At 49.8% G+C, this 25,649-nt stretch carries 20 protein-coding genes; 10 read left to right on the top strand and 10 right to left on the bottom strand.

Annotation, left to right across the window (positions count from 1 at the left end):
- Positions 1 to 8: 8 nt before the first annotated feature.
- The 4 genes from cobM (at position 9) to ITJ87_RS12530 (ending at position 5,614) form a co-directional block, all read left to right on the top strand.
- Positions 9 to 1,862 carry a precorrin-4 C(11)-methyltransferase gene (gene cobM / locus ITJ87_RS12545; protein WP_022401024.1) on the top strand — a complete coding sequence of 618 codons (1,854 nt, stop codon included), beginning with the start codon at positions 9 to 11 and terminating at the stop codon, positions 1,860 to 1,862.
- Positions 1,863 to 1,894: 32 nt separating this feature from the next.
- On the top strand, positions 1,895 to 3,790 hold the full coding sequence (cbiD, locus tag ITJ87_RS12540) for a cobalt-precorrin-5B (C(1))-methyltransferase CbiD (RefSeq protein WP_117964385.1): 1,896 nt from the start codon (positions 1,895 to 1,897) through the stop codon (positions 3,788 to 3,790).
- Positions 3,787 to 4,461, top strand: a complete 675-nt coding sequence (locus ITJ87_RS12535; protein WP_195690895.1) for a porin family protein — start codon at positions 3,787 to 3,789, stop codon at positions 4,459 to 4,461. Before cbiD ends, ITJ87_RS12535 begins: the two co-directional genes overlap by 4 nt.
- Positions 4,462 to 4,528: 67 nt before the next feature.
- Positions 4,529 to 5,614 (top strand): linear amide C-N hydrolase, encoded by a 1,086-nt coding sequence (locus ITJ87_RS12530; RefSeq protein ID WP_057252497.1) that lies wholly within the window; start codon positions 4,529 to 4,531, stop codon positions 5,612 to 5,614.
- Positions 5,615 to 5,627: 13 nt separating this feature from the next.
- On the opposite strand, the gene ITJ87_RS12525 is transcribed toward ITJ87_RS12530, so the two are convergent.
- The 7 genes from ITJ87_RS12525 to ITJ87_RS12495 all read right to left on the bottom strand — a co-directional run bounded on the left by ITJ87_RS12525 (position 5,628) and on the right by ITJ87_RS12495 (position 13,223).
- On the bottom strand, positions 5,628 to 7,007 hold the full coding sequence (locus tag ITJ87_RS12525; protein WP_005829402.1) for an MATE family efflux transporter: 1,380 nt from the start codon (positions 7,005 to 7,007) through the stop codon (positions 5,628 to 5,630).
- Positions 7,004 to 8,023, bottom strand: coding sequence for an ABC transporter ATP-binding protein (locus tag ITJ87_RS12520; RefSeq protein ID WP_009038555.1), 1,020 nt, complete (start codon positions 8,021 to 8,023; stop codon positions 7,004 to 7,006). The genes ITJ87_RS12525 and ITJ87_RS12520 overlap by 4 nt, the downstream gene beginning before the upstream one ends.
- Positions 8,016 to 9,053: an iron ABC transporter permease gene (locus ITJ87_RS12515; RefSeq protein ID WP_034529853.1), complete on the bottom strand. Its 1,038-nt coding sequence runs from the start codon at positions 9,051 to 9,053 to the stop codon at positions 8,016 to 8,018. Before ITJ87_RS12515 ends, ITJ87_RS12520 begins: the two co-directional genes overlap by 8 nt.
- Complete coding sequence (locus ITJ87_RS12510) at positions 9,053 to 10,222, bottom strand: ABC transporter substrate-binding protein (RefSeq protein ID WP_117964386.1); 1,170 nt, start codon at positions 10,220 to 10,222, stop codon at positions 9,053 to 9,055. The genes ITJ87_RS12515 and ITJ87_RS12510 overlap by 1 nt, the downstream gene beginning before the upstream one ends.
- A gap of 102 nt (positions 10,223 to 10,324) precedes the next feature.
- Positions 10,325 to 11,680, bottom strand: a complete 1,356-nt coding sequence (locus tag ITJ87_RS12505; RefSeq protein ID WP_117713488.1) for an FAD-dependent oxidoreductase — start codon at positions 11,678 to 11,680, stop codon at positions 10,325 to 10,327.
- A gap of 4 nt (positions 11,681 to 11,684) precedes the next feature.
- Positions 11,685 to 12,275 (bottom strand): DUF417 family protein, encoded by a 591-nt coding sequence (locus ITJ87_RS12500; RefSeq protein ID WP_044468336.1) that lies wholly within the window; start codon positions 12,273 to 12,275, stop codon positions 11,685 to 11,687.
- 90 nt (positions 12,276 to 12,365) lie between these two features.
- Entirely contained in the window at positions 12,366 to 13,223 is an 858-nt protein-coding gene (locus ITJ87_RS12495) for a helix-turn-helix domain-containing protein (RefSeq protein ID WP_005836651.1), read from the bottom strand.
- 123 nt (positions 13,224 to 13,346) lie between these two features.
- Between ITJ87_RS12495 and ITJ87_RS12490 the strand changes: the two genes are divergently transcribed.
- The 6 genes from ITJ87_RS12490 to ITJ87_RS12465 all read left to right on the top strand — a co-directional run bounded on the left by ITJ87_RS12490 (position 13,347) and on the right by ITJ87_RS12465 (position 21,652).
- Positions 13,347 to 14,054 carry a precorrin-2 C(20)-methyltransferase gene (locus ITJ87_RS12490; RefSeq protein WP_181980942.1) on the top strand — a complete coding sequence of 236 codons (708 nt, stop codon included), beginning with the start codon at positions 13,347 to 13,349 and terminating at the stop codon, positions 14,052 to 14,054.
- 91 nt (positions 14,055 to 14,145) lie between these two features.
- Positions 14,146 to 14,541 carry a DUF1573 domain-containing protein gene (locus tag ITJ87_RS12485; RefSeq protein WP_005836647.1) on the top strand — a complete coding sequence of 132 codons (396 nt, stop codon included), beginning with the start codon at positions 14,146 to 14,148 and terminating at the stop codon, positions 14,539 to 14,541.
- 97 nt (positions 14,542 to 14,638) lie between these two features.
- Positions 14,639 to 16,630, top strand: coding sequence for an OPT family oligopeptide transporter (locus tag ITJ87_RS12480; protein ID WP_195690894.1), 1,992 nt, complete (start codon positions 14,639 to 14,641; stop codon positions 16,628 to 16,630).
- Between the two features lie 18 nt (positions 16,631 to 16,648).
- Entirely contained in the window at positions 16,649 to 17,536 is an 888-nt protein-coding gene (locus tag ITJ87_RS12475) for an alpha/beta hydrolase (RefSeq protein WP_005836645.1), read from the top strand.
- A gap of 8 nt (positions 17,537 to 17,544) precedes the next feature.
- Positions 17,545 to 20,766, top strand: coding sequence for a glycoside hydrolase family 2 TIM barrel-domain containing protein (locus ITJ87_RS12470; RefSeq protein WP_117964388.1), 3,222 nt, complete (start codon positions 17,545 to 17,547; stop codon positions 20,764 to 20,766).
- 97 nt (positions 20,767 to 20,863) lie between these two features.
- Entirely contained in the window at positions 20,864 to 21,652 is a 789-nt protein-coding gene (locus ITJ87_RS12465; protein ID WP_087332508.1) for an N-acetylmuramoyl-L-alanine amidase-like domain-containing protein, read from the top strand.
- A 78-nt stretch (positions 21,653 to 21,730) separates the two neighbouring features.
- On the opposite strand, the gene ITJ87_RS12460 is transcribed toward ITJ87_RS12465, so the two are convergent.
- From ITJ87_RS12460 to ITJ87_RS12450, 3 genes are all read right to left on the bottom strand, one after another.
- Positions 21,731 to 23,293: an ATP-binding protein gene (locus ITJ87_RS12460; protein ID WP_117964389.1), complete on the bottom strand. Its 1,563-nt coding sequence runs from the start codon at positions 23,291 to 23,293 to the stop codon at positions 21,731 to 21,733.
- A 125-nt stretch (positions 23,294 to 23,418) separates the two neighbouring features.
- Positions 23,419 to 24,369 (bottom strand): glycosyltransferase family 4 protein, encoded by a 951-nt coding sequence (locus ITJ87_RS12455; protein WP_117964390.1) that lies wholly within the window; start codon positions 24,367 to 24,369, stop codon positions 23,419 to 23,421.
- 23 nt (positions 24,370 to 24,392) lie between these two features.
- Complete coding sequence (locus ITJ87_RS12450) at positions 24,393 to 25,388, bottom strand: NAD-dependent epimerase/dehydratase family protein (protein WP_117964391.1); 996 nt, start codon at positions 25,386 to 25,388, stop codon at positions 24,393 to 24,395.
- Positions 25,389 to 25,649 lie beyond the last annotated feature (261 nt).

Genomic DNA, 25,649 nt, shown 5'->3' with positions numbered 1-25,649 from the left:
TACCCATTATGAAAACAGCTATTATTCTAATCTCCGAAGCCGGTTTGAGCATAGCCCAATCACTACTCAACGAACTTCCCGACTCCGAAATCTTCACCCTCAGGCACGAAGAGGGATGCACACATATAGAATCCGCCGGCAAATTCACAGCGGAAAACTTCAACCGCTATGATGCCTTTGTCTTCATTGGCGCCATGGGAATCTGTGTCCGCACCATCGCTCCTTGCGTGAAGAACAAATATACCGACCCTGCCGTGGTTTGCGTGGACAGTACCGGTAAATTTGCCATCTCCGTACTTTCCGGACACATCGGAGGAGCCAACGAACTGACCCACCAGGTAGCGAATATCCTCGGGGCCGAACCGGTAGTCACCACGCAAAGCGACTGCACCGGTCTATGGGGACTCGATACCCTGCCCCAACGTTTCGGGTGGTTTCCGGTCATCAACGCCGAGCCCTCCACCCTCCTGTTGGCAGAACTTGCCAAGACGCCCGAAGAGAAAAAAAGAGTATGCATGAACGAGCATATCAGCCTCTTCGTTTCCGGCAAGCCCACCGCCCTGCTGCTCACGGTGCGCAATGAAGGCACGGACTGGATGGAGGCGCACCTGCCGCCTCATGTAGAAGTATTCTACCGGGTGCAGGACATTAAACCTTCACGCTTCAAACTGATTCTGTGCGTATCTCCCCAAGTCCCCAACTTCCCGGAAATGCCTATGATATGCTACGTGCCCTGTGTCGTACACCTCGGCATCGGCCTTGCCCGGCTGGCAGGTCCCGTGCGGAAAGTGGAGAAAGAGATTATGAACACACTGAAGGAATACGGCATCATGCCCCAAAGCATCGCCTCCATCTCCACGATTAAAGCCAAAAGTGACGAACCGGTAGTGAAAGCGCTCCAAAAGAAGTTCCCGGTCTACTTCTATACAGCCGAGGAACTGACAGAGATAGAGGTGCCCCATCCCAGCAAAACCGTCATGAAGCACATGGGTACCCCCAGCGTCAGCGAAGCCGCCGCCTTACTGAGTGCAAACAACTCCCGGCTGCTGGTGCCCAAGAAGAAAGGAGAGAACTATACCGTGGCCGCCGCCCTTGACATAAGAACTGTGCGCCAGGGCCACATCGAAATAGTGGGTGCCGGCCCGGGCGACCCGGACCTGGTTTCCGTACGCGGACGCCAAATGCTGGAACGCGCCGACCTCATTCTGTATGCCGGCAGTCTCGTTCCCAGGGAGCTGACTCTCTGTGCCAAGGCCGGGGCTACCGTACTCAGCTCCGCTTCCATGGATTTGGAAGAACAATTTGAAGTGATGAAGAAGTTCTATGACAAGGGAAAATTCATCGTACGCCTGCATACGGGTGACCCTTGTATCTATGGTGCCATTCAGGAACAAATGAACTACTTTGACCAGCACGGTATGAGCTACCACATCACCCCCGGCATATCCTCCTTCCAGGCGGCGGCAGCTGCCTTGAAGTCGCAGTTCACCATTCCGGAAAAAGTGCAAAGCATCATCCTAACACGCGGCGAAGGACGTACGCCCATGCCCGAACGCGAAAAGCTACATCTCATGGCACGCTCACAAAGTACCATGTGCATCTTCCTCAGTGCAAGCATTGCGAAGCAGGTGCAGGAAGAACTGTTGCAGGAATATCCGGAAACTACCCCCGTAGCTGTCTGCTACCACTTGACATGGAAAGACGAACAAATATTCAGGGGGGAACTCAAAGACCTTGCCAGAATAGTGAAGGAAAATAACCTCACCTTGACAACCATGATTGTCGTAGGCGAAGCCATCGGCAACCGTGAAGGTCTGTCACGGCTCTATGCACACGAGTTCAAGCATCTGTACCGGAAATAAATCAACGATTAATCACCCATAAACATTCAAACATGATATTAATATTTGGCGGAACCACCGAAGGACGCATAGCCATCCAAACCCTTGAAGAAGCCGGAAAAACTTTCTACTATTCTACCAAAGGGGATGAGCAGGACGTACTTCTGCATAATGGCATCCGCCTGCAAGGCGCGATGGATGCAATAGAAATAGAAACATTCTGTGCACAGCATCACATAAAGCTGCTGATAGACGCCGCGCACCCCTTTGCCACACAGCTGCATGAGACTCTGGAACAAGTCTCCGTGGAATCGAATATCCCCGTCATCCGTTTCGAGCGTATCTTCCCGAAACGCGATGAAGAACACATCACCTGGTGCAGGGATTATGACGATGCCATCGAGAAGATACAGAAAGAAAAGATTTTCATCTTACTTGCACTGACCGGCGTACAGACCATAGGTAAGCTGAAGCCTTTGTGGCAGAATGCCTGCTGTTACTTCCGCATCCTCGACCGTGACAGCTCGCGCAAGCTCGCCCGGGAACAAGGTTTCTCCGAGAAGAACCTCTACTACTACACGCCCGGAGAAGACGAGCAAGTCCTGATGAAACAGCTTCATCCCGAAGCCATCCTCCTCAAAGAAAGCGGGATATCGGGCGGATTCTGCGAAAAGGTGGAAGCTGCCCGGCAACTGGGTATACGCATCTTTGCCATCTGCCGCCCCAAGACATCCGACAAGTTTATCTGTGTAAACGGCGAGCATGGCCTGCGCCGCATAATCGAGAAACATTTACCCGACTTCTTCCCCCTGCGCAGCGGACTGACCACCGGAACATGTGCCGCCGCTGCCGCCGTAGCCGCCACCTGGGATGTATTCAATATCTACTTCAAAAAGCGTCCTACGGAATTTCCGGTAGTTCTTCCCAACGGAGAAACCATCCAGGTTCCCGTAGAGCCTCAGCACCATATTCCCCACTCCGACCTTCTGGAAAACGGTGACGGCATGTTCGAGACAAGCGCTACCGTCATCAAGGATGCCGGCGACGACCCGGACATCACCAACGGAATGAAAGTTGTGGCCAATATAGCCATACCTTTCCGCATAGACGACCCGCTGCCGGAAGACACTCCCCAGGACGACTACAACATCATCGTCTGCGGCGGCGAAGGCGTAGGTGTCGTCACCATGCCCGGTCTGGGACTTGAGCTCGGTAGCTCTGCCATCAACGACACCCCACGCGAAATGATAAAGAAGAACGTCAAGCTATGGCTTGAACGCCTCCATATTGCCAAACAGCCCAATCCTATTCTCATTACCATCTCCATCCCCGGTGGAGAAGAAATAGCCAAACGCACCTTCAATCCCCGCCTCGGTATCGAAGGAGGCATTTCCATTATCGGGACCTCCGGCATCGTGAAGCCATTCTCCTCGGAAGCCTTCATCAATTCCATCCGGAAGTCCATGGAAGTGGCAAAGGCAACCCGGAACCCTCGTATCGTCATCAGCTCCGGCGCAAAGAGCGAACGTTTCATCAAGGCGTATTATCCCGACCTCCCCACCCAGGCTTTCGTGCATTACGGCAACTTTATCGGCGAAACCTTGAAAATAGCAGCCGAAGAGCAAGTACCGCACGTCACCCTCGGCGTGATGATGGGAAAGGCCGTGAAACTGGCCGAAGGCAATCTGGATACCCACAGCAAGAAAGTGACCATGAATAAGGAATTCATTCAAGACCTGGCACGCCAGACGGGATGCAGCGAAGAAACACTTGCCGCCATCGGACAGATGAACCTGGCGCGCGAACTCTGGGACATCATTCCCGAAGAGCTGCTGGAAAAGTTTGGCAAGGCACTGATTGAGCTCTGTCACCGGCACTGTGCCCCCTTACTGCCCAATGGCGAACTAACAGTATTACTCATAACCGAAAACGGAAAAATTTACTCATGAAGAAGAAGATAATCATTACCGTCTGTATGGCAATGACCGTACTGACCGGTCTGGCACAAAGCCCGCTGTCCTTTCATGCAAAAGCTGGAATCGGTACCTCCCATTTTCATGGAAAACACTCCAGTAGTGACACCCAAATAGCTTACAAAGCTGGTGTCGGTGCAGAATATGTCCTCAACAAGACCTGGGTGCTGCAATCCGCATTGGAGTTTGTGTCCATCGGCGGTAAAGACGAGATAAGCCACATCGGCAAGGCCAAAATGCATGAACTGTATCTGCAAATCCCCCTCATGATAGCGGCCCGCCTCCATCTGGGCAGGGATTATCATGCCTCGCTGAGCGTCGGCCCTTATGTGGCCATAGGCGTGGCAGGCAAGACCTCCGGCGAGACCTACGATTATAGCAGCAGCAGTATGCAGGGAGGATATCAGTTCAAGATAGACACTTTCGGCAGTATGGTAGACGGGAAAATGGGTAACAACCGTTTCGATGCAGGTATTGCCCTGGGACTTACTTTTGAATACAGAAGATTCATCATCGGTGCAGAGACACAAGTGGGACTGGTAAAAGTCAATGAGCAGATAAACCAGATGATAGGTCATTCGGAAGAAGGAGGATATTTTCCCAAGAACTTCGCCGCATTCTTTACGCTGGGGTACCGGTTCTGGTAAGGGAACATTTTGCCATACAGAGTTGTTTAGTATACAAACAGATACTCAACAATATAAACTGAATAATATGGCAAAAAGAATTCCTATCCTGCTGGCAGCAATGACAGCCCTCACCTTCGCCCCTCAAACAGCAGAGGCATGTACCGGTATCACCCTGACGGCCAAAGACAATGCGCACGTCGTAGCTCGCACCATCGAATGGGGAGGCAGTGAGCTGAACAGCCAGTACGTCATCGTACCGCGCGGTTATTCGCAACAATCACTGACACCCGGAGGCAGTCTGTCCGGCATGGAGTTCACCTCACGCTATGGCTACGTAGGCCTGGCAGTGGAGCAAAAGGAGTTCGTGGCCGAAGGTCTGAATGAAGCCGGGCTCTCCGCCGGGCTGTTCTACTTTCCCGGATATGGCAAATATGAGGAGTACGACCCCACACGAAAAGCGTCGAGCATAGCCGATTTACAATTGGTATCATGGCTGTTGGGAAGCTTTTCTACTGTGGACGAGGTAAAGGAGGCTATTGAAAATGTGACGGTCATAGCCATTGACCCACGCGCCTCCACCGTACATTGGCGGATTGCAGACAAGACCGGCCGCCAACTGGTATTGGAGTTCATCGACGGACAGCCCCGTTTCTATGAAAACAAACTGGGAGTATTGACAAACTCCCCCGGCTTTGACTGGCAGATGACCAACTTAAACAATTATGTGAACCTCTACCCGGGCAGTGCCAAAAGCAAATCGCTGGGCAATGTGACTATAGCCCCTTTCGGTTCGGGAAGCGGCTTTTTGGGAATTCCGGGAGATGTGACTCCCCCTTCCCGCTTTATCCGTGCCGCTTTCTACCAGACTTCTACACCACCACAGAATACCGCACAGGAAACCGTTCTCCAATGTTTTCAGATACTGAATAACTTTGATATACCCGTAGGCATCGAGTTTCCCCTCGGCCAGGTTCCTGCCAATATTCCAAGTGCCACCCAATGGACATCGGCCACAGATATGACAAACGGTATCATCTACTATCGCACCATGTACAACAGTACAATCAGAAGCATTGATTTGAGACAGATAGACTTCGGGCGCATCGAGTACCATGCAGCTCCCCTCGATAAAGTGAAGCGGCAACCGATAGCTCCCGTGAAAATTGAATAGGGACGCAGAAACTTCAAGATTGCCGCTGTTGCAGTTGTTCCGCCTCCTTCCTCTTCATCTCCGCCAGCACCCCGCAGGTCAATGGAATGGCGAGGAAGAAGGTCAGCATGTCCGACGCCGCCTGGCACATTTCCACCCCTTTCAGTCCTAAGAAATAAGGAAGAATGAAGATGAGGGGGATGAAGAACAGCCCTTGACGGGCAGAGGAAAGTATCGTAGCGCGTACGGGCTTGCGGATAGTCTGCAGCATCATGTTGCTGACCACAATCCATGCACCCAACGGATAGGTGATGAACTGCCAGCGCAATGCTGCCGCACCGGTAGCTACAACAGCAGGGTCTCCCTTGCGGAAGATGGAGACAATCTCCTCGGCATATCCCATACCTGCCACCGCACAAACCAGCAAAAAGAAAAAGCCTACCTTCACACAGAACCAGAATCCTTGGCGCACTCTGGCATACAGCCCGGCACCATAATTGAATCCGCATACCGGTTGGAAGCCTTGCCCGAAACCAATTAGGAAAGCATTGATAAACATAGAGATACGCGTCACAATGGACATCCCTGCAATAGCTGCGTCACCATATGCACCGGCCGCCACGTTCAGCAAAATGGTTGCCACGCTTGCCAGTCCCTGCCGGGTGAGTGACGGAGTTCCACCCCCAATAATTTCCTTGATGAAAGCCAGTGTAGGCGTAAAGTTTCTGTAACGTATACGTATATTTCCTCCTCTGCGCCCCATATATAGCAAAAGGATGAAACTACATATCTGGCTGACTACTGTGGCAAGTGCGGCACCGGATATGCCCATATCGCATACAAAAATCAGGATAGGGTCGAGCACCACGTTGATGACCGCCCCACTCACAATCCCCACCATGGCATACGCCGCATTACCTTGAAAACGTATTTGGTTATTCAGCACCAATGAGGCGGTCATAAAAGGAGTACCCAGCAGAATGATTCCCAAATAGCGCTCCGTATACGGAAGAATAGTAGGCGTCGACCCCAAAGCAAGGGAAAGCGGTGTAAGGAACAGCAATCCCAGCACAGCCAGAGCCGCTCCGATAAACAAGGCAAAAAAGAAGCCGGTGGATGCCATCTTCTCGGCACTCTCCGTTTCCTGCGCCCCCAACTTACGGGAGATGTAGTTCCCCGAACCATGACCGAAGAAGAATCCCACAGCCTGGATAATGGACATCACAGAAAACACGATACCTACGGCAGCCGTAGACTGGGTATTTATTTTACCCACAAAATAGGTATCTGCCATGTTGTAGAAGGACGTCACCAGCATGCTGATGATGGTCGGCACAGCCAATGACGTAATCAGCCGGGGGACCGGAGTCGTCGTTAAGTGGACATAATTATCCTTTGCAGAATGGTGCATCATAGGGAATGGAATGACAAGACTATTTGCAGCAATTTCTCAATGGAGTACACTGTTACCGGCTCCTTGCCCGGTCGATGGAATACGAAGCTGCCGTCTCCCTTCAAATCTCCGGTTTCGATATAAATCTCCGATTCAACATTCCGGTTTGCCAGAATCCCGTTTCTCTGGAGTGCCTTGCGCACCATGGCATACTTCTGCCCGTGGCCCGCCAAGCGTATCTGGGAGGTATATTCATTGGCTACCCTGAACAGTCCCGTTTCCAAATCAAAGGCAATACCCTTACGGGCAAAGAAGTTGCTCAGGCTGCCGTTCAACGAAAGGTCCTCGGGCGTACCGATAGTTACGCCGTTCACCTTGTCCATCAGCCATATTTTGTCCGCTATCTGCAGGGCCAGTTCCAGGTCGTGAGTAGAAAGGAAAATCGTCTTGTCCGTTTGCCGGCTGAGCTGGTGAAGCAGTTGCATCATCTCTACTTTACTGGGAAAATCAAGGAAAGCTGTCGGTTCATCCAGATAGATGACGGGAGTTTCCTGGGCGAGCGCCTTGGCTATCATCACCTTCTGCCGTTCACCGTCACTCAGCGTATGCACCATGCGGTGTGCCAGATGGGGAATGCCTACCAGGGCGATGGATTTGTCCACCACAATCTTGTCCTCTTTCGAAAGGGTTCCCCAGAAACCGGTGTAGGGGCTACGCCCCAGACCTATCAGTTCTACGACGGACATATTGCGTATATCGCACTTCTCCGTCAGCACCACGCTGATGACGCGCGAAAGCTGCTTGTCGGTATAGTCCCCTATCTCTTTTCCTTCAATAAATATGTTTCCTCCAAGTTTCGGCTGGAAGGCGGACAGCGTACGGAGCAACGTGGACTTCCCCACTCCATTGGCTCCCAACAGGCAAGTCAGCTCACCACTGTTAATTCCGGCGCAAATGCCGTCTGCCACCACTTTCACATCCCCCTTACCGGGGTAACCGATGGAAAGATTCTCTATATGTATGGTTTCCTTATTCATTCAATTCTCCTTTCCGTTTTCTAAAAAGTACAGAAGCCACTACCGGCGCACCTACCAGTGCCGTCACCGAGTTGACCGGCAAAGCTCCCTCGAAGCCGGGCATACGGGCTATCAGATTGCAGACCAATGCCAGGGAAGCGCCTACCAGCAATGTGGCAGGCATCAGTACCCGATGGTCCGAAGAGTGGAAGATGGCACGGCACAGATGGGGAACCGCCAATCCGATAAACATAATCGGACCGCAATAGGCCGTTACAATAGCCACCAGCACGCCGGAGCATGAGATAACCAGCAGGCGTGCCCGCTTGATGTTCAGTCCCAGATTGCGTGCATAGCCATCGCCCAGCAGCAACAGATTCATCGTCTTTATCAGCAGGAAGGACAACGGAAGCAGCACAGCCATGATGCAGACAAACAGCACCATCTGGTCGCCCGAAACACGGGCAAAGCTACCCAATCCCCAAATGACATATGCACGTATATCTTCCTCCACACTGAAATATTTCAATACGCCGATGACGGCACTTGCCACATAGCCTATCATCACACCGATTATCAGCAGCGTCACGTTGCCCTTCACCTTCTGGGAGACATAGACAATGAGCGCCATCACAGCCAGCGCACCGATAATGGCGGCAACCGACAAGGCAACCTCGCCCATATACCCCAAACGGCTCAATGCCACACCGCCCATCGCCCCGGACAGTAATACCACACAAGCCACACCCAGGCTGGCACCTGAACTGATGCCCAATACCGAAGGCCCTGCCAGCGGATTGCGGAACACCGTCTGCATCTGCAGACCGCTGACTGACAGCCCTGCTCCCGCCACCAATGCCGTCAACGCTTGGGGCACGCGGGACTTCCAGATAATATTCTGCCAAATAACGGATTCATCCGTATTTCCCCACAATATGTTCCACACGGAGCGCAGAGGAATGTGAACCGACCCCAAAAGCAGGTTCAGCAGGAAAAAAAGAAAGATAGATGCCAGTGTCAGCAACATCAACGGAAGTACGGGTCTTTTTATCATTTCAGCAGTTCGTAGTAAGTCGGTTTATAGTCAGGCAACAAATCGGGATGGAAAGCATGTATCAAGTCTTCCAATACAATTTCGGGCTGCATGGGCATACTTTCGTAGAAGGGTTTCTCACGCATGTTGCAGTATACCACTCCCTTCTCACGAAACGCACGGAAGTCGGCATAACGCGGGTCGAGGGACTTCAAGGCATCATACGTGAATGTCCCGTCATAGCTGTTGACAATGCGCCAATAGTCGGCACTCTCCGCCTGGCTATATACGGTTTCAAAATCCAGCGTGACACCTCCCGAACGGGGATCGTCTTTCAAGAAATAATCCGCACCGGCATCACGGAACAGTTCGGCAAGAAAGCTCTTTCCTCCCACTGCATACCAGTTGCCACCCCGTATCTCGCCGCTGAATACCATCGGACGCTTCTTCACGTTGGCAGCCAGCTCCTTCAATTCGTTATAGCGCTTCTCTATCGCAGCAAACTTTTCATTCGCCTCCACTTCCTGGCCTATAAACATGCCGATGAATTTTATCCATTCAGCCTGCCCCAACGGGGTCATCTCCTTATATCCCAAATGGGGAACCAGTGGAATACCGATTTCCCGCATGGCATCATATCCGCCCCGCTTGAAAGGAGAGATAAAGATAACATCCGGATTCATGCTCATTATCACTTCATTATCAAAGTTCCCTTCGATACCAATCTTCACGGTCTCGCCGGACTTCAAACGTTCGTTCATCTCCTTGTTGAAGAGATGGCGCGTACTGGTGATGCCCACCACATAATCGCAGGCATCCAGACGGATGAAGTTGGAAAGTTGCAGGGATGTCATGCACATAACGTGCTCTACCGGCGTTTCAATCACCGTATAGTCGCTCGGTATACCGACAGGCTTTATGCCTTTCGGTACCAGTGCGTAATGGAAGGTGTTGCCGTTTTCTTTCTGAGGGTCGTGTATATCCACCAGGCGGACATGGTGCGGCAAGTACTTCACCGTATAGCCTTTGGCATAAAGCGGTACAATGGTAGCTGCCGTGTCTGTCATAACCGGAGAATAGCCCGTTTCGGAAGAAGATTCGGTAGTAGTCTGTCTTGATTTTAAGCCGCAAGAGGTTACGCATAAAATGCACAGCAGTGCAATGCCTATGGCAGATATCCGGGTCATGACTATTGGGGTTTATAGAATTCGGGCACAATATTCGTCATTTTTGGGGAGATACGCAAATGCTCTTCCTGCAAATTGACGGATATTGTGCCTAAATAATCTTTAAAAGCCCATCAAGTCATTCAGTGCTTCACTCATGCTGGGATGTGTAAAGACAAAATCACGGAGGAAGGTATATTCCTGCCCGGTCTTCATAGCCATTGCCACCAGGTTGATGACCTCGCTCGATTCCGGACCAAACAGCGTACATCCCACTATCTTGTCCGTATCGGCGTCCACCACCACCTTGAAGAGTCCGTTCGTATCGCCCAAAGTCCTGGCACGCGGAATGGCGGCTACCGGCAGCTTGTTGACCTTTATATTCAATCCCTTCTTGCGTGCTTCCGCTTCGCTCAGCCCGATGCGTGAAAGCGGCGGGTCGATGAATACCGAATAGCTCACCGGGTCACGGTCGGACACCTTGCGTTCTCCTGCCCCGAAAAGGTCTTCGCGCAGGATGCGGTAATCATCCAAAGAAATGTAGGTAAACTGCAAACCGCCCTTTACATCACCGATAGCATGTATCTTGGGGTTGGTAGTCTGCAAATAGTCGTCCACCACAATGGCACCGCGCTCATTCACCTCTACACCTGCCGCCGCCAGATTCAAGCCAGCCGTATTCGGACGCCGGCCGGTAGCCAGCAGGATGGCATCTGCGTGTAACTGATGTTCCTCTCCCGTGACCGCATCCCGGTAAATGACGTCAGAGTCTTTCACGGACTGCACGCGTGCATTCAGCCTGAAAACGATTCCTTTCTGTTCCAATACCTCCCGGACACTGTCCGCAATGTCCCGGTCCTCCCGGGATATCAGTTCGGAAGAGCCCTCGAGCACCGTGACTTGCGAACCGAATGAAACATACATGGAAGCAAATTCTAGTCCGATGTATCCCCCACCTACAATGACGAGCTGTGCCGGCAGCTCAGTCAGTTCCATAATGGAGGTGCTGGTATATACCCGTGGGTTACCTTGTATCCCCTCTATCGGTGGAATGACGGTTTCGGCACCCGTATTGATGAATATCCGGGGAGCTTGCAATTGTAATGTCCCTTCCACCATCCCAACTTCCACCACATCCGGACCTGCAAAGGAGCCGATACCCGTATAGACCGTTATATGAGGATTGTCGGCCAGATTGTGATAATTCTTCTGACGCAGGAAAGAGACGACCTCTTCCTTCCTTGCAATGGACTGACGATAGTATGCCTTCTTGACCTCCCAAGAAGCGTCTTTGTCCGCATGCTTTGCCGCATGCACCAATGTTTTTGTGGGAATGCAACCGATATTGATACATGTCCCTCCATACATCTTTTCCGAACGCTCCACTACGGCAACGTCCAGCTTCCGTTTTGCCAACTCGGCAGCCAATGTCTTTCCGCCTTTGCCGAATCCGATGATAATGGCATCATACTGTTTCATACGTCTATTTCCTTAATTGGTTCAATACTCTTTTTGCACTGTCAGACAGTACGACAATGGCACCGGCAAGAATGGCCGTATCCTTGATGACCAAGCGCCCTGCCCCCGTCAGCAACGGAAAGCCGTGCTCCCCGCTTCCCAAGTCGGGCACCCACACCTCAGGGGTTGTCACCAGGAAAGAGAGGGTACCCATCGTCATGACAATGGCAAGTGCGGCTCCCGCCAGTCCGATTTTCGGAGAGAATATCCCCAGAAATGTCAGGATGCCGATGGCCATAATCAGAATGCCCAGACCGTGGGAGAAACCATACGTATTGTTCTCCACGTGCCACTGATGTTTCGCCTCATTGAACTCGCCCTCTTTCAGCTTATACTCCTTGTACTCCGGGGCACTCTTTGTATAAAAGAAGCTCATGAACGGGCTGTTCGCCACAAAAGGGACAATCCCTTCAGCCTCATAATTCCAGAATTTCAACCCACCAATCCATACGAAAATAACCAGGATGGCTACACGAATCAAATTAACACCCAACTTTTGAGTGGAAGCGGCCAGCGTCAACGCAGCCATAAACAAGTTTTGCAATTTCGTTTTCATCTTTGTTCTACTTTTTAAATGGTTTCAGTAATATGACTTGATTTTTGTTTTTGCAAAGTTCCTTGTTTTCCACCACGTACGAAATGGCAATTATTCCGCAACAGTTGGCAATTCTTCCCGTTTCACTCTTTTCCGGTAGTCCGAGACACTCTCGCCGGTCATTTTCTTGAAAAAACGGCTGAACGCGGACAAGTCTTCGAAGCCCAGAATGGAGCTGATTTCCTTAGCGCTTTTGTGGGTATACAGCAGCAATCTCATGGCTTCTGCCTCAATGCGGTCATGAATCACCCGTAAAGGGGAAGGCAACCCGCAGGTCGAGAACAGATTGGAAAGTGTCTTGGGAGAACGGCAAAGAATATCAGCATAATCCTGCACTTGCTTCTTCTCCTTGAAATGCCGGTCCACTAATACGTAATACTGCCGGATGATGTCAAACGTCTTTTCCTTCTCCTGCCCCACCCCAAAACGCTGGCGCGCAATGCGTGTGCAGGTAATGATGAAACGTTTCAAGACAATCCGCAGCATCTCCTCCTGCAGGTTGTCATGGATGACCGATTCCTGCCGGAAAATGCGGACTATGTCATGCAAGTTGGAAGACTGCCCGGCAGAAAGTGCCAGTTTCATCACCTTGGAAGAGCCATAAAAAAGGAATCCATTGCAAGAGACCTCGTTGTCATGTCCATAGATGCAATAAAAATTGCTGTTGAATACAAACGTCAGGTATTCACCGTCCACCTCTTTTACCTCCAGGTGATGCAACGGGGTCAAGGTCACGATTTCATCCTTTTCCAGGCGCATGGGGATATGGTCTATTTCCAGAGTCAGCGTACCGCTCTGTACCCAAATGAATTTATACAGAGTCTTGTCACGTTGCAGCGACGCACGCTCATGGTAGCTGGAAGTCATGGCTATGTTGCCATTCAAGCGGGTGTTCAGTTGATAATCCATAAAAAACAGATTGTTTTAGTAAATAACAAAGATAGCGAATATCTTGTTTGCTACTGATTATTTCCCCACTTTTGTAGCCGTTTTGCTGTTCTTTAATTTTTAACCTTTAATGTCTTCATGCAAATGTTCCCCGTCATATTTGTATCTCTCGGTCCCGGCGAACCGGAGCTGATTACCGTAAAAGGCTTGAAAGCCCTGCAGACAGCCGACTGCATCTTCTGTCCCGAGACACTGGCCAAAGATGGAAACAGAGTTTCACGCGCAGCCGACATCCTATTGCAACTTGACATTCCGGAAAACACGGTGCGCCGCTTTCCACTCCCCATGAGCAAACAGCGCGAAAAAGCCCTGAGCGCCTACGACGAGGTCTATATGGAGAGCTCCACCCTCCGGCAACAAGGAAAGAAAGTCTGCATCGTTGCCGAAGGAGATGCCGGATTCTACTCTTCCATACACTATGTATATGACAAACTGCAGGCAGACGGCATCCCCGTGAAGCACATCCCCGGTATCCCCGCCTTCATTGCCGCCGGCGCACTGGGCGGGCTCCATGTAGCCAGCCAGGAAGAGCGGCTGACGGTGATACCCGGTATCGCCACCACAGAAGAGATAGAAAGACTGACAAGCGAAAACAGTGCGGTTGTCATCATGAAGCTGTCCAGATGCACCGATGAGATTCACCGCTGCATCCGCCTGCATCCCGAATACCGGTATCACTATTTTGAGAATGTAGGCACTCCGGAAGAGAAGTATATCAATGACAGCAAGCGGATAGCGGCCATCCGTTTCCCTTATTTTTCCTTGCTTATCATTCGCCCAAAGGCCTTTTGAGCCCGATTTAATACAATTTCGCACGCCATAGGCATTATTTTAATGAAAATGGGTTACCTTTGCGCCGTTGAAATATAAAAAAGATAAGAACATGAAGAAAGTCGTTTTTTATATGATGCTGCTGGTTATGAGCATCGGTTATGCCTATGCACAAGGAAAGGCAGACATCAAATTCGAACAGACCACCCACAACTTCGGCACATTCTCCGAAAACAGTCCTGTGGTCAGCTACACCTTTAAGTTTACGAACGTAGGCGATGCTCCGCTTGTCATCCATCAGGCTGTAGCTTCCTGCGGATGTACCGTTCCCGAATATTCACAAGAACCGATAGCACCGGGAAAGACAGGAACAGTGAAAGTAACTTATAATGGAACCGGAAGATACCCCGGACACTTCAAGAAATCCATTACCCTGCGCACCAATGCCAAAACGGAAATCATGCGATTATTTATCGAAGGGGACATGACCGCTAAAGATGCCAAATAAGCATTTTACCATACAGAATTAAGGAGATTTTTTTAAATCTCCTTTTTTTTTGCTTTCTTTGAAGTCTATTAAAGAAAAACATAAAACTACAAAACCTATGAAACAAGAAGAAGAACCTATTACCGGACTACCGGAAAATGCGTTCCGTGAATTGAAACCGGGAGAAGTGTACAACCCTCTGATGAGCCCGGATAAGAAGTATTCAGAAGTAAATGCCTGGTCGGTGACATGGGGTATTCTGATGGCCATCCTCTTTTCGGCCGCAGCCGCCTATCTGGGGCTGAAGGTGGGACAAGTATTCGAAGCCGCCATCCCCATCGCCATCATTGCCGTCGGCGTATCGGGTGCCGCCAAACGCAAAAACGCATTGGGCGAAAACGTCATTATCCAGTCTATCGGTGCCAGCTCGGGCGTCATCGTGGCAGGTGCCATCTTCACCCTTCCGGCACTCTATATTCTCCAAGAGACCTATCCGAAAGAAATCACCGTCACCTTTGCACAAGTCTTTATCAGTTCCCTGCTGGGAGGTGTGCTGGGTATTCTCTTCCTTATCCCCTTCCGCAAATATTTCGTGAGCGACATGCACGGCAAGTATCCCTTCCCCGAGGCGACAGCCACCACACAAGTGCTCGTCTCCGGTGAAAAGGGCGGAAGCCAGGCAAAACCATTACTCATGGCTGGTATTATCGGAGGTCTATACGACTTCATCGTGGCAACCTTCGGCTGGTGGAACGAGAATTTCACTACCCGCGTATGCGGCTTCGGCGAAATGCTGGCCGAGAAAGCCAAGCTGGTATTCAAGGTTAATACGGGTGCTGCCGTGCTCGGTCTGGGTTATATTGTGGGACTGAAATACGCGTCCATCATCTGTGCCGGCTCACTGGCCGTATGGTGGATTATCATCCCCGGTATGTCCATGATTTGGGGAGATTCCGTACTGAACCAATGGAACCCCGAAATCACGGCAACCATAGGCGCTATGGCTCCGGAAGAAATCTTCAAATACTATGCCAAGAGCATCGGTATCGGTGGCATTGCCATGGCAGGTATCATCGGCATTATCAAGTCTTGGGGCATCATCAAGAGTGCCGTAGGACTGGCTGCCAAGGAAATGGGAGGTAAGTCCAACGTGGAAGCCAGTGTGAAACGCACACAGCGGGACATCTCTATGAAGATTATCGCCATCGGTTCCATCATCACGCTGCTGCTGGTTGTTCTCTTCTTCTACTTCGATGTGATGCAGGGCAACTTGACACATACCATTGTAGCTATCCTGCTTGTTGCAGGTATCGCTTTCCTGTTCACCACCGTGGCAGCCAATGCCATTGCGATTGTGGGCACAAACCCCGTATCCGGAATGACGCTGATGACATTAATCCTGGCATCCGTAGTCATGGTAGCCGTAGGGCTGAAAGGTCCCGGAGGAATGGTTGCGGCACTGGTGATGGGTGGTGTTGTATGTACGGCACTGTCCATGGCGGGAGGCTTCATCACAGACTTGAAAATCGGTTACTGGCTGGGTAGCACGCCTGCCAAGCAGGAGACCTGGAAGTTCCTCGGAACCATCGTTTCTGCCGCTACTGTAGGTGGTGTAATGATTATCCTGAACAAGACATACGGTTTCACCAGCGGACAGCTGGCCGCTCCGCAAGCCAATGCCATGGCGGCCGTTATCGAACCGTTGATGAACGGTGTGGGTGCGCCCTGGCCGCTCTACGGTATCGGTGCAGTGCTGGCCGTCATCCTCAATTTCTGCAAGATTCCCGCACTGGCATTTGCATTGGGTATGTTCATCCCATTGGAACTGAATGTTCCGTTGGTAGTGGGCGGTGCCATCAACTGGTACGTGACCAGCCGCAGCAAGGATGCCGCTCTCAATGCCGAACGCGGGGAGAAAGGTACCCTGCTTGCCTCCGGTTTCATTGCCAGCGGTGCATTAATGGGTGTGGCAAGTGCTGCCATGCGTTTCGGAGGAATCAACCTCGTGAACGATGCATGGTTGCAGAACACTTGGTCTGAAGTGCTGGCGCTGGGTGCTTATGCCATTCTGATATTCTACCTCATCAAAGCTTCCATGAAAACCAAATAACTTTTAAATACCAAGAACATGAAAAAGATTCTACTTTTATCTTTTCTATTTGCAGCGACCATGTTATCTGCACAAAAGCCCGTTGAGCTGCCCCTATGGCCCAACGGTGCCCCCAATAACAACGAACTGACCAATTCCGGACAGAACCATAACAACGAATGGGTGTCCGATGTCACCACCCCTACCCTTACGGTGTACCCTGCCTCCCACCCCAACGGCATGGCCATCATCATGTGTCCGGGAGGCGGCTACGGGGGGCTGGCCATGAAGCACGAGGGACACGACATGGCTCCCTGGTTCAACACACAAGGCATCACCTATGCAGTACTGAAATACCGTATGCCCAACGGGCACCATGAAGTGCCCCTTTCCGATGCCGAACAAGCCATCCGCATGGTACGCGAACATGCCGCCGAATGGGGTGTCAATCCTCAGCGTGTAGGCATCATGGGCGCTTCTGCCGGCGGCCATCTGGCAGCTTCGCTTGCCACACTATACAGCAGTGACAAGACCCGTCCCGACTTCCAGATCTTGTTCTATCCGGTGATTTCCATGCAGAAAGGCGTTACCCATGGAGGTTCCCGTAAGAACCTTATCGGAGAAAATCCATCTCAGGAACTGGAACAAAAATACTCCCTCGAAAGGCAAGTGTCCCCACGCACTCCGCAAGCTTTCATCATGCTTTCTTCGGACGATGACGCAGTGCCACCCATCAACGGCATTGGCTATTTCCTCGCCTTGCGCGACCACAAAGTGCCTGCCAGCCTGCATGCCTACCCTACCGGCGGACATGGCTGGGGATTCCGGGACAACTTCACCTACAAGCGTCAATGGACGGAAGAACTGGAGAAGTGGTTGCGTGAAGGGCTCGTATTCCCGGTCTCTGAACCTACCACAAAGAAATAAAAGCAATTATGAATAAAAAGTATTTTTTACTCACTTGCCTCGCAGCGTTTCCCTTTGCCCTGACTGCTCAGGAGAACAATCGCTACGAAGAGATTACCAACCCCAAGCTGACAAGCATCAACCGGGAGCCTGCCCGCAGCACGTTCACCTCCTACGTCACGGAGGCTGATGCCGTCATCAATGACCGCAAGAACGGAACCTTCCGCTTGTCCCTTAACGGGAAATGGAAATTCCATTATGTGGAAACCTTCGCCGACCGCCCCACGGACTTCATGATGGACCGTGTGGACGCCAGCCGCTGGCCGGACATCAATGTACCCGGAAACTGGGAGTTGCAGGGATTCGGTACGCCCATCTATGTGAACCAGCCTTATGAATTCTGTTCTTCGGGCTATCCTCCTTATTGGGACAAGCCCAATCCTCCATACGTTCCCCAAGAATGGAATCCCACCGGCACCTACCGCCGCGAGTTCACTCTTCCGGGAGACTGGGACGATAAGGAAATTTTCCTGAGTGCCGACGGCGTACGCGGGGCAGCCTTCTACTACCTCAACGGCAAGTTTGTAGGCATGAGTAAAGATGCAAAGACTCCGGCGCGTTTCAACGTCAGCGCCATTGCCAAGAAAGGGAAGAATGTCATTGCCATTCAGATACACCGCTTTTCCGATGCCAACTATCTGGAATGCCAGGACTTCTGGCGCATCAGTGGTATCGAACGGGACATTTACTTATATGCCCAGCCTCAAATCCATCTCACAGACTTCAAGGTGGAGTCTCCTTTGGATGAGAACTACCGGAACGGTATCCTCAAGGTAAAGGTGCAGTTTACCAATGAAAGCGGACAAAATTCCCCATTTGTCGTTGGTTACCGCCTGCTGGACAAGAACGACCAGCAGATAGCCCAGTCCTCTACTCAGGTCAGCGGTGACCAAACGGAAGTGGAATTCACCAAGAAGACCATCCAGGAACCCCTGCAATGGACAGCCGAAACGCCCAACCTCTATACCCTCGTCGTCAGCTTGAAGCGCCCGAACGGAGATGTGATTGAAGCGACAAGCTGCAAAGTAGGTTTCCGTACAGTGGAAATCAAGGACAAGCAACTGTTGGTAAACGGACAACCTATCCTCGTGAAAGGCGTGAACTATCACGAACACAACGAGAATACCGGTCACTATGTCTCCGAAGAACTGATGAAGAAAGATTTCGAGCTTTGGAAGAGATACAATGTCAATACCGTCCGCACCTGTCACTATCCCCAGCAGGAACGTTTCTACGAACTCTGTGACGAATATGGTATCTATGTCATCGACGAAGCCAATATCGAAAGCCACGGCATGGGTTACGACCTGCGTGTAGGCGGCACGCTGGGAAACAATCCGCTCTTCATGAATGCCCACCTCGACCGTACCATGAATATGTACGAACGGGACAAGAACCATCCGTCAGTCATCATCTGGTCGCTGGGCAACGAAGCCGGAAACGGATTGAATTTCTACGTTACCTACAACACCTTGAAGACGCTCGACAGTCGTCCCATCCAGTATGAACGCGCACTGTTGGAATGGAATACGGACATCTACTGCCCGATGTATGCTCCCCCTTCCTATCTGGAGAAGTATGCCCGGAACAAAGAGATGACGCGTCCCCTCATTCTTTGCGAGTATGCCCATGCCATGGGCAACAGTCTCGGTAACTTCCAGGACTACTGGGATATCATCGAAAAATATCCCATCCTCCAGGGCGGCTGTATCTGGGACTGGGTAGACCAAGGCTTTGCCGCCAAGACAGACGACGGGCGCAAATACTGGGCCTATGGCGGCGACTATGGCGAGAACGGTACCCCCTCCGATGGCAATTTCTGCATCAACGGCGTGGTATACCCCGACCGCAGTGTCAAACCACAGACGGAAGAGATGGGGAAGGTCTACCAGAACATCAAGTTCCTTGATTTCGACAAGCAGACTTCCACCGTGAAAATCCGCAATGATTTCTCTTTCACCAATCTCGACAAGTACGACTTCTACTACATCATCCGCGACCATGGAAAGGAAGTCTACCGTGGCAAGATTGAAAATATCCATGCTGCACCGGGCAAGACGGTAACTACCGGCTTCCTGAACGGCATACCCAAAGAGAAACAGACAACGGGAGATGTACGCATCGAGTTCTATGCAGCCATCAAGACGGCAGAACCTTTCCTCCCGGCCGGCACGGTCATTGCACGCGAACAGACCTACGTCCATACCTTCTACAAGAAAGAGGCTACGGCACAGAAGCCCGCCACTTCTAAGGAAGAGGGAAATTTGGTGGCGTTCTCCGGTCCCGACTTCAAAGCCACCTTCGACAAGCAAAGCGGTCTGCTCACCTCCTATTTATACAAGAAGCACGAGTACATACTGAACGGTCAGGGTCCCCGGCCATTCTTCTGGCGTGCACCGACGGACAATGATTATGGAGCCAACCTCCCCGTCCGCCTCAAAGCCTGGAAAGAGGCAAGCTATCAAGAACCAAAAGCCGAAAGTTTCCAAGTGACTCCGGGCAGCAATGCCACGACAATAAAGGTGACCTACCGTTTTCCACAGACAGACGCCCGTTGGGACATCACCTATAAGATATATGCCAGCGGAGTCATCAAGGTAGACAACCGGTTCGTGGCCGAAGGAGACCAAGCTCCGATGATACCGCGTGTGGGCCTGCGGATGCAGTTGCCGGAAAGCTTTACAGACTTGACCTACTACGGTCGCGGTCCGAAAGAGAATTACCGAGACCGCCGTACCTCCCAGTTCATCGGAGAGTACGCCATCCCGGTCAAGGATATGTACGAGCCGTATGTCCGCCCACAGGAGAACAACCATCGCACGGACATCTATTGGTGCGCCCTTACCGATAAGACGCAACGTGGTTTGCTGCTCATCGCCGACCGCACCTTTGAGCTGAACGCCTCCAACTATCCCCTGGAAAGTATGGACAGCGGCGATACGATTGACAACGGCGCTCCGCGTACCGAAAAGACCCATCACCGCCACCTCACCGACCCTCTGCCGGAAAAGATGGTCGATTTGTTCATTGATTACCGCATGATGGGTGTCGGTGGAGACGACAGTTGGGGCGCAACCGCCCATGAACCCTATCTGATTCGTCCGGGCAAAGAGAACGCCATTGAATACGGTTTCTCCCTTGTTCCGTTCGATAAAAAGGAGGATTATAAATATTTAATCCGGCAATATTGAATTTAATCCCTCCGGATTAAGCTTTTATAAAAAGGATGTAGTAAATTTGCTGCATCCTTTTTACGTTCAAGAACAATAATAATCAAAAGAAAGAAAAATGAAAACAATGACTAAATTTATGTTCAGCGCCCTCTGCGCCGCAGCCATGGTAACTTCCGTTTCTGCCCAGGGAGGGAAAGATATGTTGAGCAATGGAATAAAGTATCTGGATGTGCCATACGTAGCCCATACGCTGGAGGCAGATGGTCCCGAGGAACTCGTCATCAACTGCGATGAGGTAGACTGCACCACGCTGGTGGAATATGTGCTGGCAGAGACACTCACCCCCAAATTGGCCGATGGAGACATCTCGGAAAGCGCTTTCGCCGATAACCTGCAAAAAATCCGTTACCGTGACGGTAAAATCGACGGGTACACTTCCCGCCTGCATTATATTGCCGACTGGATAAACAATGGCGTACGCAACGGCTTCCTTCAAGATGTAACGGGCGCCATGAGTCCCGACACCGAACGGTTGTCCATCTCCTACATGTCTTCCCACCCCCAACTCTACAAGCAGCTGGCAAATTCTCCGGAGAACATAGCCAAAATGAAGAAGATTGAACAATCCTTGTCCGGCAAGGAAATTCACTATCTTCCCAAAGCCAAACTTCCCGCCGATGGTCTCCCGTGGATTAAAGACGGCGATATCATAGCCATCACCACCAACACTCCGGGGCTGGATGTAGCCCACATGGGAATCGCTTTCTATGCGGATAACAAACTCCTGCTGGTACACGCTTCCTCTACCGACAAGAAAGTGGTCGTCTCCAAAGTCCCCTTGTCCCAAATGCTGAAAGACAATAATAAGTGGACGGGAATACGGGTACTGAGGATGAAGAAATAAAATGAAATACTATAATATGGAAAAGGCGATGAAGAATCAAATCTTCATCGCCTTTTCCGTATATAGGATTATTCGTTCCTATTCCTCCACGACAATATATTCATCAATATTCCGTGTTTCTTTACTGAAGTTCACACCTACTTTCACTAATTTCCTGCCATCCAAGGTATAAGGAATCAGATACCCCTTCTCATCTATTTGTTTCAGAGCTGCGTCGGCTGTACCGTCCAGTTTGAATTCAAAAACATAAATAGCGGTAGGGGTATGAACTACTGCGTCCGCACGGCCGCGGCTGCTGCGAACCTCAGACCGGATGAACTGTCCCAGCAAAGTAAACACTACATGAAAAATAACCTGATAATGACGTTCCGTATCATCACTCAACTCGTACGGAATACCGGAGAAGAATATCTTAAGACGCTCCATAAACGCCTCCACATCCCCACTCTTCAATTCACGCATGAATTTAGCGATGTGGAAACCAGTCTCATCATTGGATACATTGGTATAATAGGGTACCAAAAAATTCAGAAAGCCGTAACGAACCTCATCATTTGGAAAGCCTAAAGTGTATAGCTTCACATCATCATCATACCCTTTTATGGTCAAATAACCACTTTGATAAATCATCGGAAGAGGATTATTTGTTTCCGCACGATATTCAGAGAAAGCGGAAGCCAGCACTTCCACTCCATCTATCAATAGACGTATATCGTAATCACTCTGCTTCAGCAAGTCAACCAAGTAAGTAGGTGTGCCGGTCTGAAACCAATAGTACCCCATCTCTTCTGCATCAAAAGCATTCAATACACTGAACGGATTGAACATTCCTACACCTTCCGGATGAAAATGGTAACCATCATATTGACGTTCCATCAAATCAATCACTTCTTGTAAAGATATCCCTCTTCGTTTAGCCAGTCTCTCAAGTTCCGGCAGAAAGGTTTTCACCAACTCCTCTTTGGTAATACCACACAAAGCAGCGTAAGGAGACTTCATGCTGATATCATTCAGCTGGTTCAAGTCACTGAATACACTTACTTGCGCAAACTTGGTCACTCCGGTCAGGAAAACAAAACGAAGATAACGGTCAGCGCTCTTCAAGACACCGTAGAATGCTTTCAATGTTTTCCGATACTCATCCAGCAAGTTCTCATCCAAGACCGCTTGAAGCAATGGCTTGTCATACTCATCAATCAGCACAACAACCTGCTTTCCTGTCTGCATGCATGCCCGCTCTATCACGTAAGCAAAACGCTCTTCCGGATTACGGTCTTTCTTCTCCTGACCATAGAGCAGCTCCCATTTCTCCAGATACTGATTAAGCATAGCCGTCAGGTCAGCAGCAGTTTCATATTTCCGGGCATTCAAATCCAAGTGCAAAACCGGGTATTCTTCCCATTCCTTTTCCAGCTGTTCGATGGCCAAACCTTGAAACAAATCCTTGCGTCCTTGAAAGTAGGCTTCAAAGGTAGAAAGAAGCAGGCTCTTGCCAAAACGACGGGGACGGCTCAAGAAATAAGGTTTACCTACATTTGCAATTTGATAAACCATAGCCGTCTTATCTACATAGAGATAACCATCCCTACGTATTTCCTCAAAAGTCTGTATGCCTATCGGTAGTTTACGCATCTGTTCCATGTTATTATAACCTGATTGGTGTATGACAAAGGTACGATTTATATTTCAAAAATAAGACGAAAGGCGATGGAGATTTTAGTCTCCATCGCCTTTCATTATCTTACTAATCATCATTTCAGTATTACTCACGTAGACTGGTGCAATCCGAAATACTTCTTCATAAAACAGATATAAAGAAAACAAAGCAAAAGAATTATACCTGCCAAATACCAATAACCGTAACCTAAACACATTATATATCCTACGATAATGATTGCCTGCACTGCCATGTAAATAGAAGAAACCATTATATGGGGAATCTTCAGCTCATTCGCCATAATCTGATACAGATGCTTACGATGCGGTAGCCCGATATTCTCATGAAGCATCAGGCGGTGAATGATAGTCAATACACTATCCACACCATAAACGGACAAAAGAACTATCCAGCTGAAATCACCCGTTCTAATGATAAGTCTTCCTATCAAAAAAAGAAGGATGAAGGCAATGCTCACCGAACCCACATCACCGGCAAAGCATTTGGCACGCTTGCGGAAATTGAAGAAGCAGAAGACTAGAACGGAACAGATAACGGTATAGATGAAATCCGCTTCTACAAAAGTAACCACCTCCTTATTGATATAGGCCAACGCAGCAAGAATAACCAGAGAATAACCTCCCGTTATCCCATTAATCCCATCCATAAAATTGTAGGCATTGATGATGCCCGTACAGACTATCAAGGCTATGACTATCCACCACCAGGACAAGGAGAACAGCCCCCACTGATAAAACATCATAACCATAGCAGAGAAATGAAAAAGCAGTCTTGTCATCTGTCCGGTGGATTTTATATCGTCCACGAAGCTGATGAACGTCACCAGTGTCAAGGCAAGCAGGAACCAGGGATATTCAAAGTCACTCGTCAGGAAATAGGCAAACGCCCCGAAATAGAAAATAATCCCACCACCGCGTAAAGTCACTTTCGTATGGGAACTCCGCTCATTGGGCTTGTCGATGATATTGCACCTATCAGCCACTCTAAAATAAAAAAGTTCTGCCAAAAACAGCAGAACCAATATAATCAGATAATACATAACAGTATTTTCCTCTTTAATTTTTAATTGTTTACTTTTATATTTGAGAACGATTTTATCGTTCTCACTATCCCCTCCTCTGCCCTCACCGGCATTCTGTCAATACCCAGGGCAGCCTTTATCTTCGCATTACTCACCACATAATTCTCAGTCAACTTGCGCAGGCGCTCTGCATTCAAAGGCAAATGGAGCAGAGTCCCAAGCCGGGCACAGAATTCCATCAGTCCTCTGTTTATCTTCCAGATATGCGGCTTACGCTCCAAAGCCCGACACATCAAAGCTATCAGTTCATTTGTGGACAAGGCTTCGTCATCTCCCATGTGGTAGATACCACTCGCCACCTCCTTGGTCAAAAGACCTTCCACCACGTAGCAGAGATTGTCTATTGAAGTAAAAGACCTTCTGTTCTCAAAAGCCCCTAAAGGCCAGGGAACACCTTTCCTCACCACATTATAAAGAAGATTCAGATTGCCTTTGTTACCGGGACCATGAATCATGCAGGGACGCAGGATATAAACCTGCTTGTCATCATAAGGATTAGCTTTCAATTTCCCATTCTCAACCTTCAACTTGTCAAGGATGTAATTCTCGGCAGCTATCTTACTTTCCCCATAAGGCCCTACCGGAGCAGGCACCACATCTTCAGTCAGCATATCACCCAACACACAGCCTGCAGCGGCTTTTACCGAACTGAAGAATACGAACTTCTTCGCAGACGATTCCAGAAAGAAATTAAATATCTTTTGGGTCAATCCCGTATTGATATCAAAATAGGATTGGGCTGCGGACCGATTTTTCATATCATGGGCTTTACCAGCCAGATGAATAATGGCATCGAATTCAGGAAGATCCCACATCGGAAAAGAAGCCGGTTCAATATCTTTCCAGAAAAAAGTCTTTATCACCCCCGCCTTTTCAGGAGCAACAATATCCAGCCCGTAAAGACAATGACGTTCCTTTAGGGCAATAACAAGATTGGAGCCCACAAAGCCGTGGATTCCAGTGATTAATATGTTCATGGAATTATTCTATAAAATATACTGACCAGAAACGTGATTATTGGTCATATACTTGATAAAGTAAATATCCTCAACTTCAACAACAAGTATACCTTCATATGAACACAAACTTTATATGGGAATGAAGCCTGTTCAATAGTTCCTCCCCCAATAACACATCCAATATCATCACATTTTCCAATAACAATATCCAAATTCTCCTTATTGCTTGTGTAAGTAACAAACTTTCCTTCTACCGATTCTTGCTTTTTATATGACTCA

Origin of the sequence: Bacteroides sp. HF-162, assembly GCF_015679285.1 — a bacterium.
GTDB lineage: Bacteria > Bacteroidota > Bacteroidia > Bacteroidales > Bacteroidaceae > Bacteroides > Bacteroides uniformis.
The sequence above is the reverse complement of the archived record's forward strand: the minus strand, read 5'-3'. Positions and strand labels throughout refer to the sequence as shown.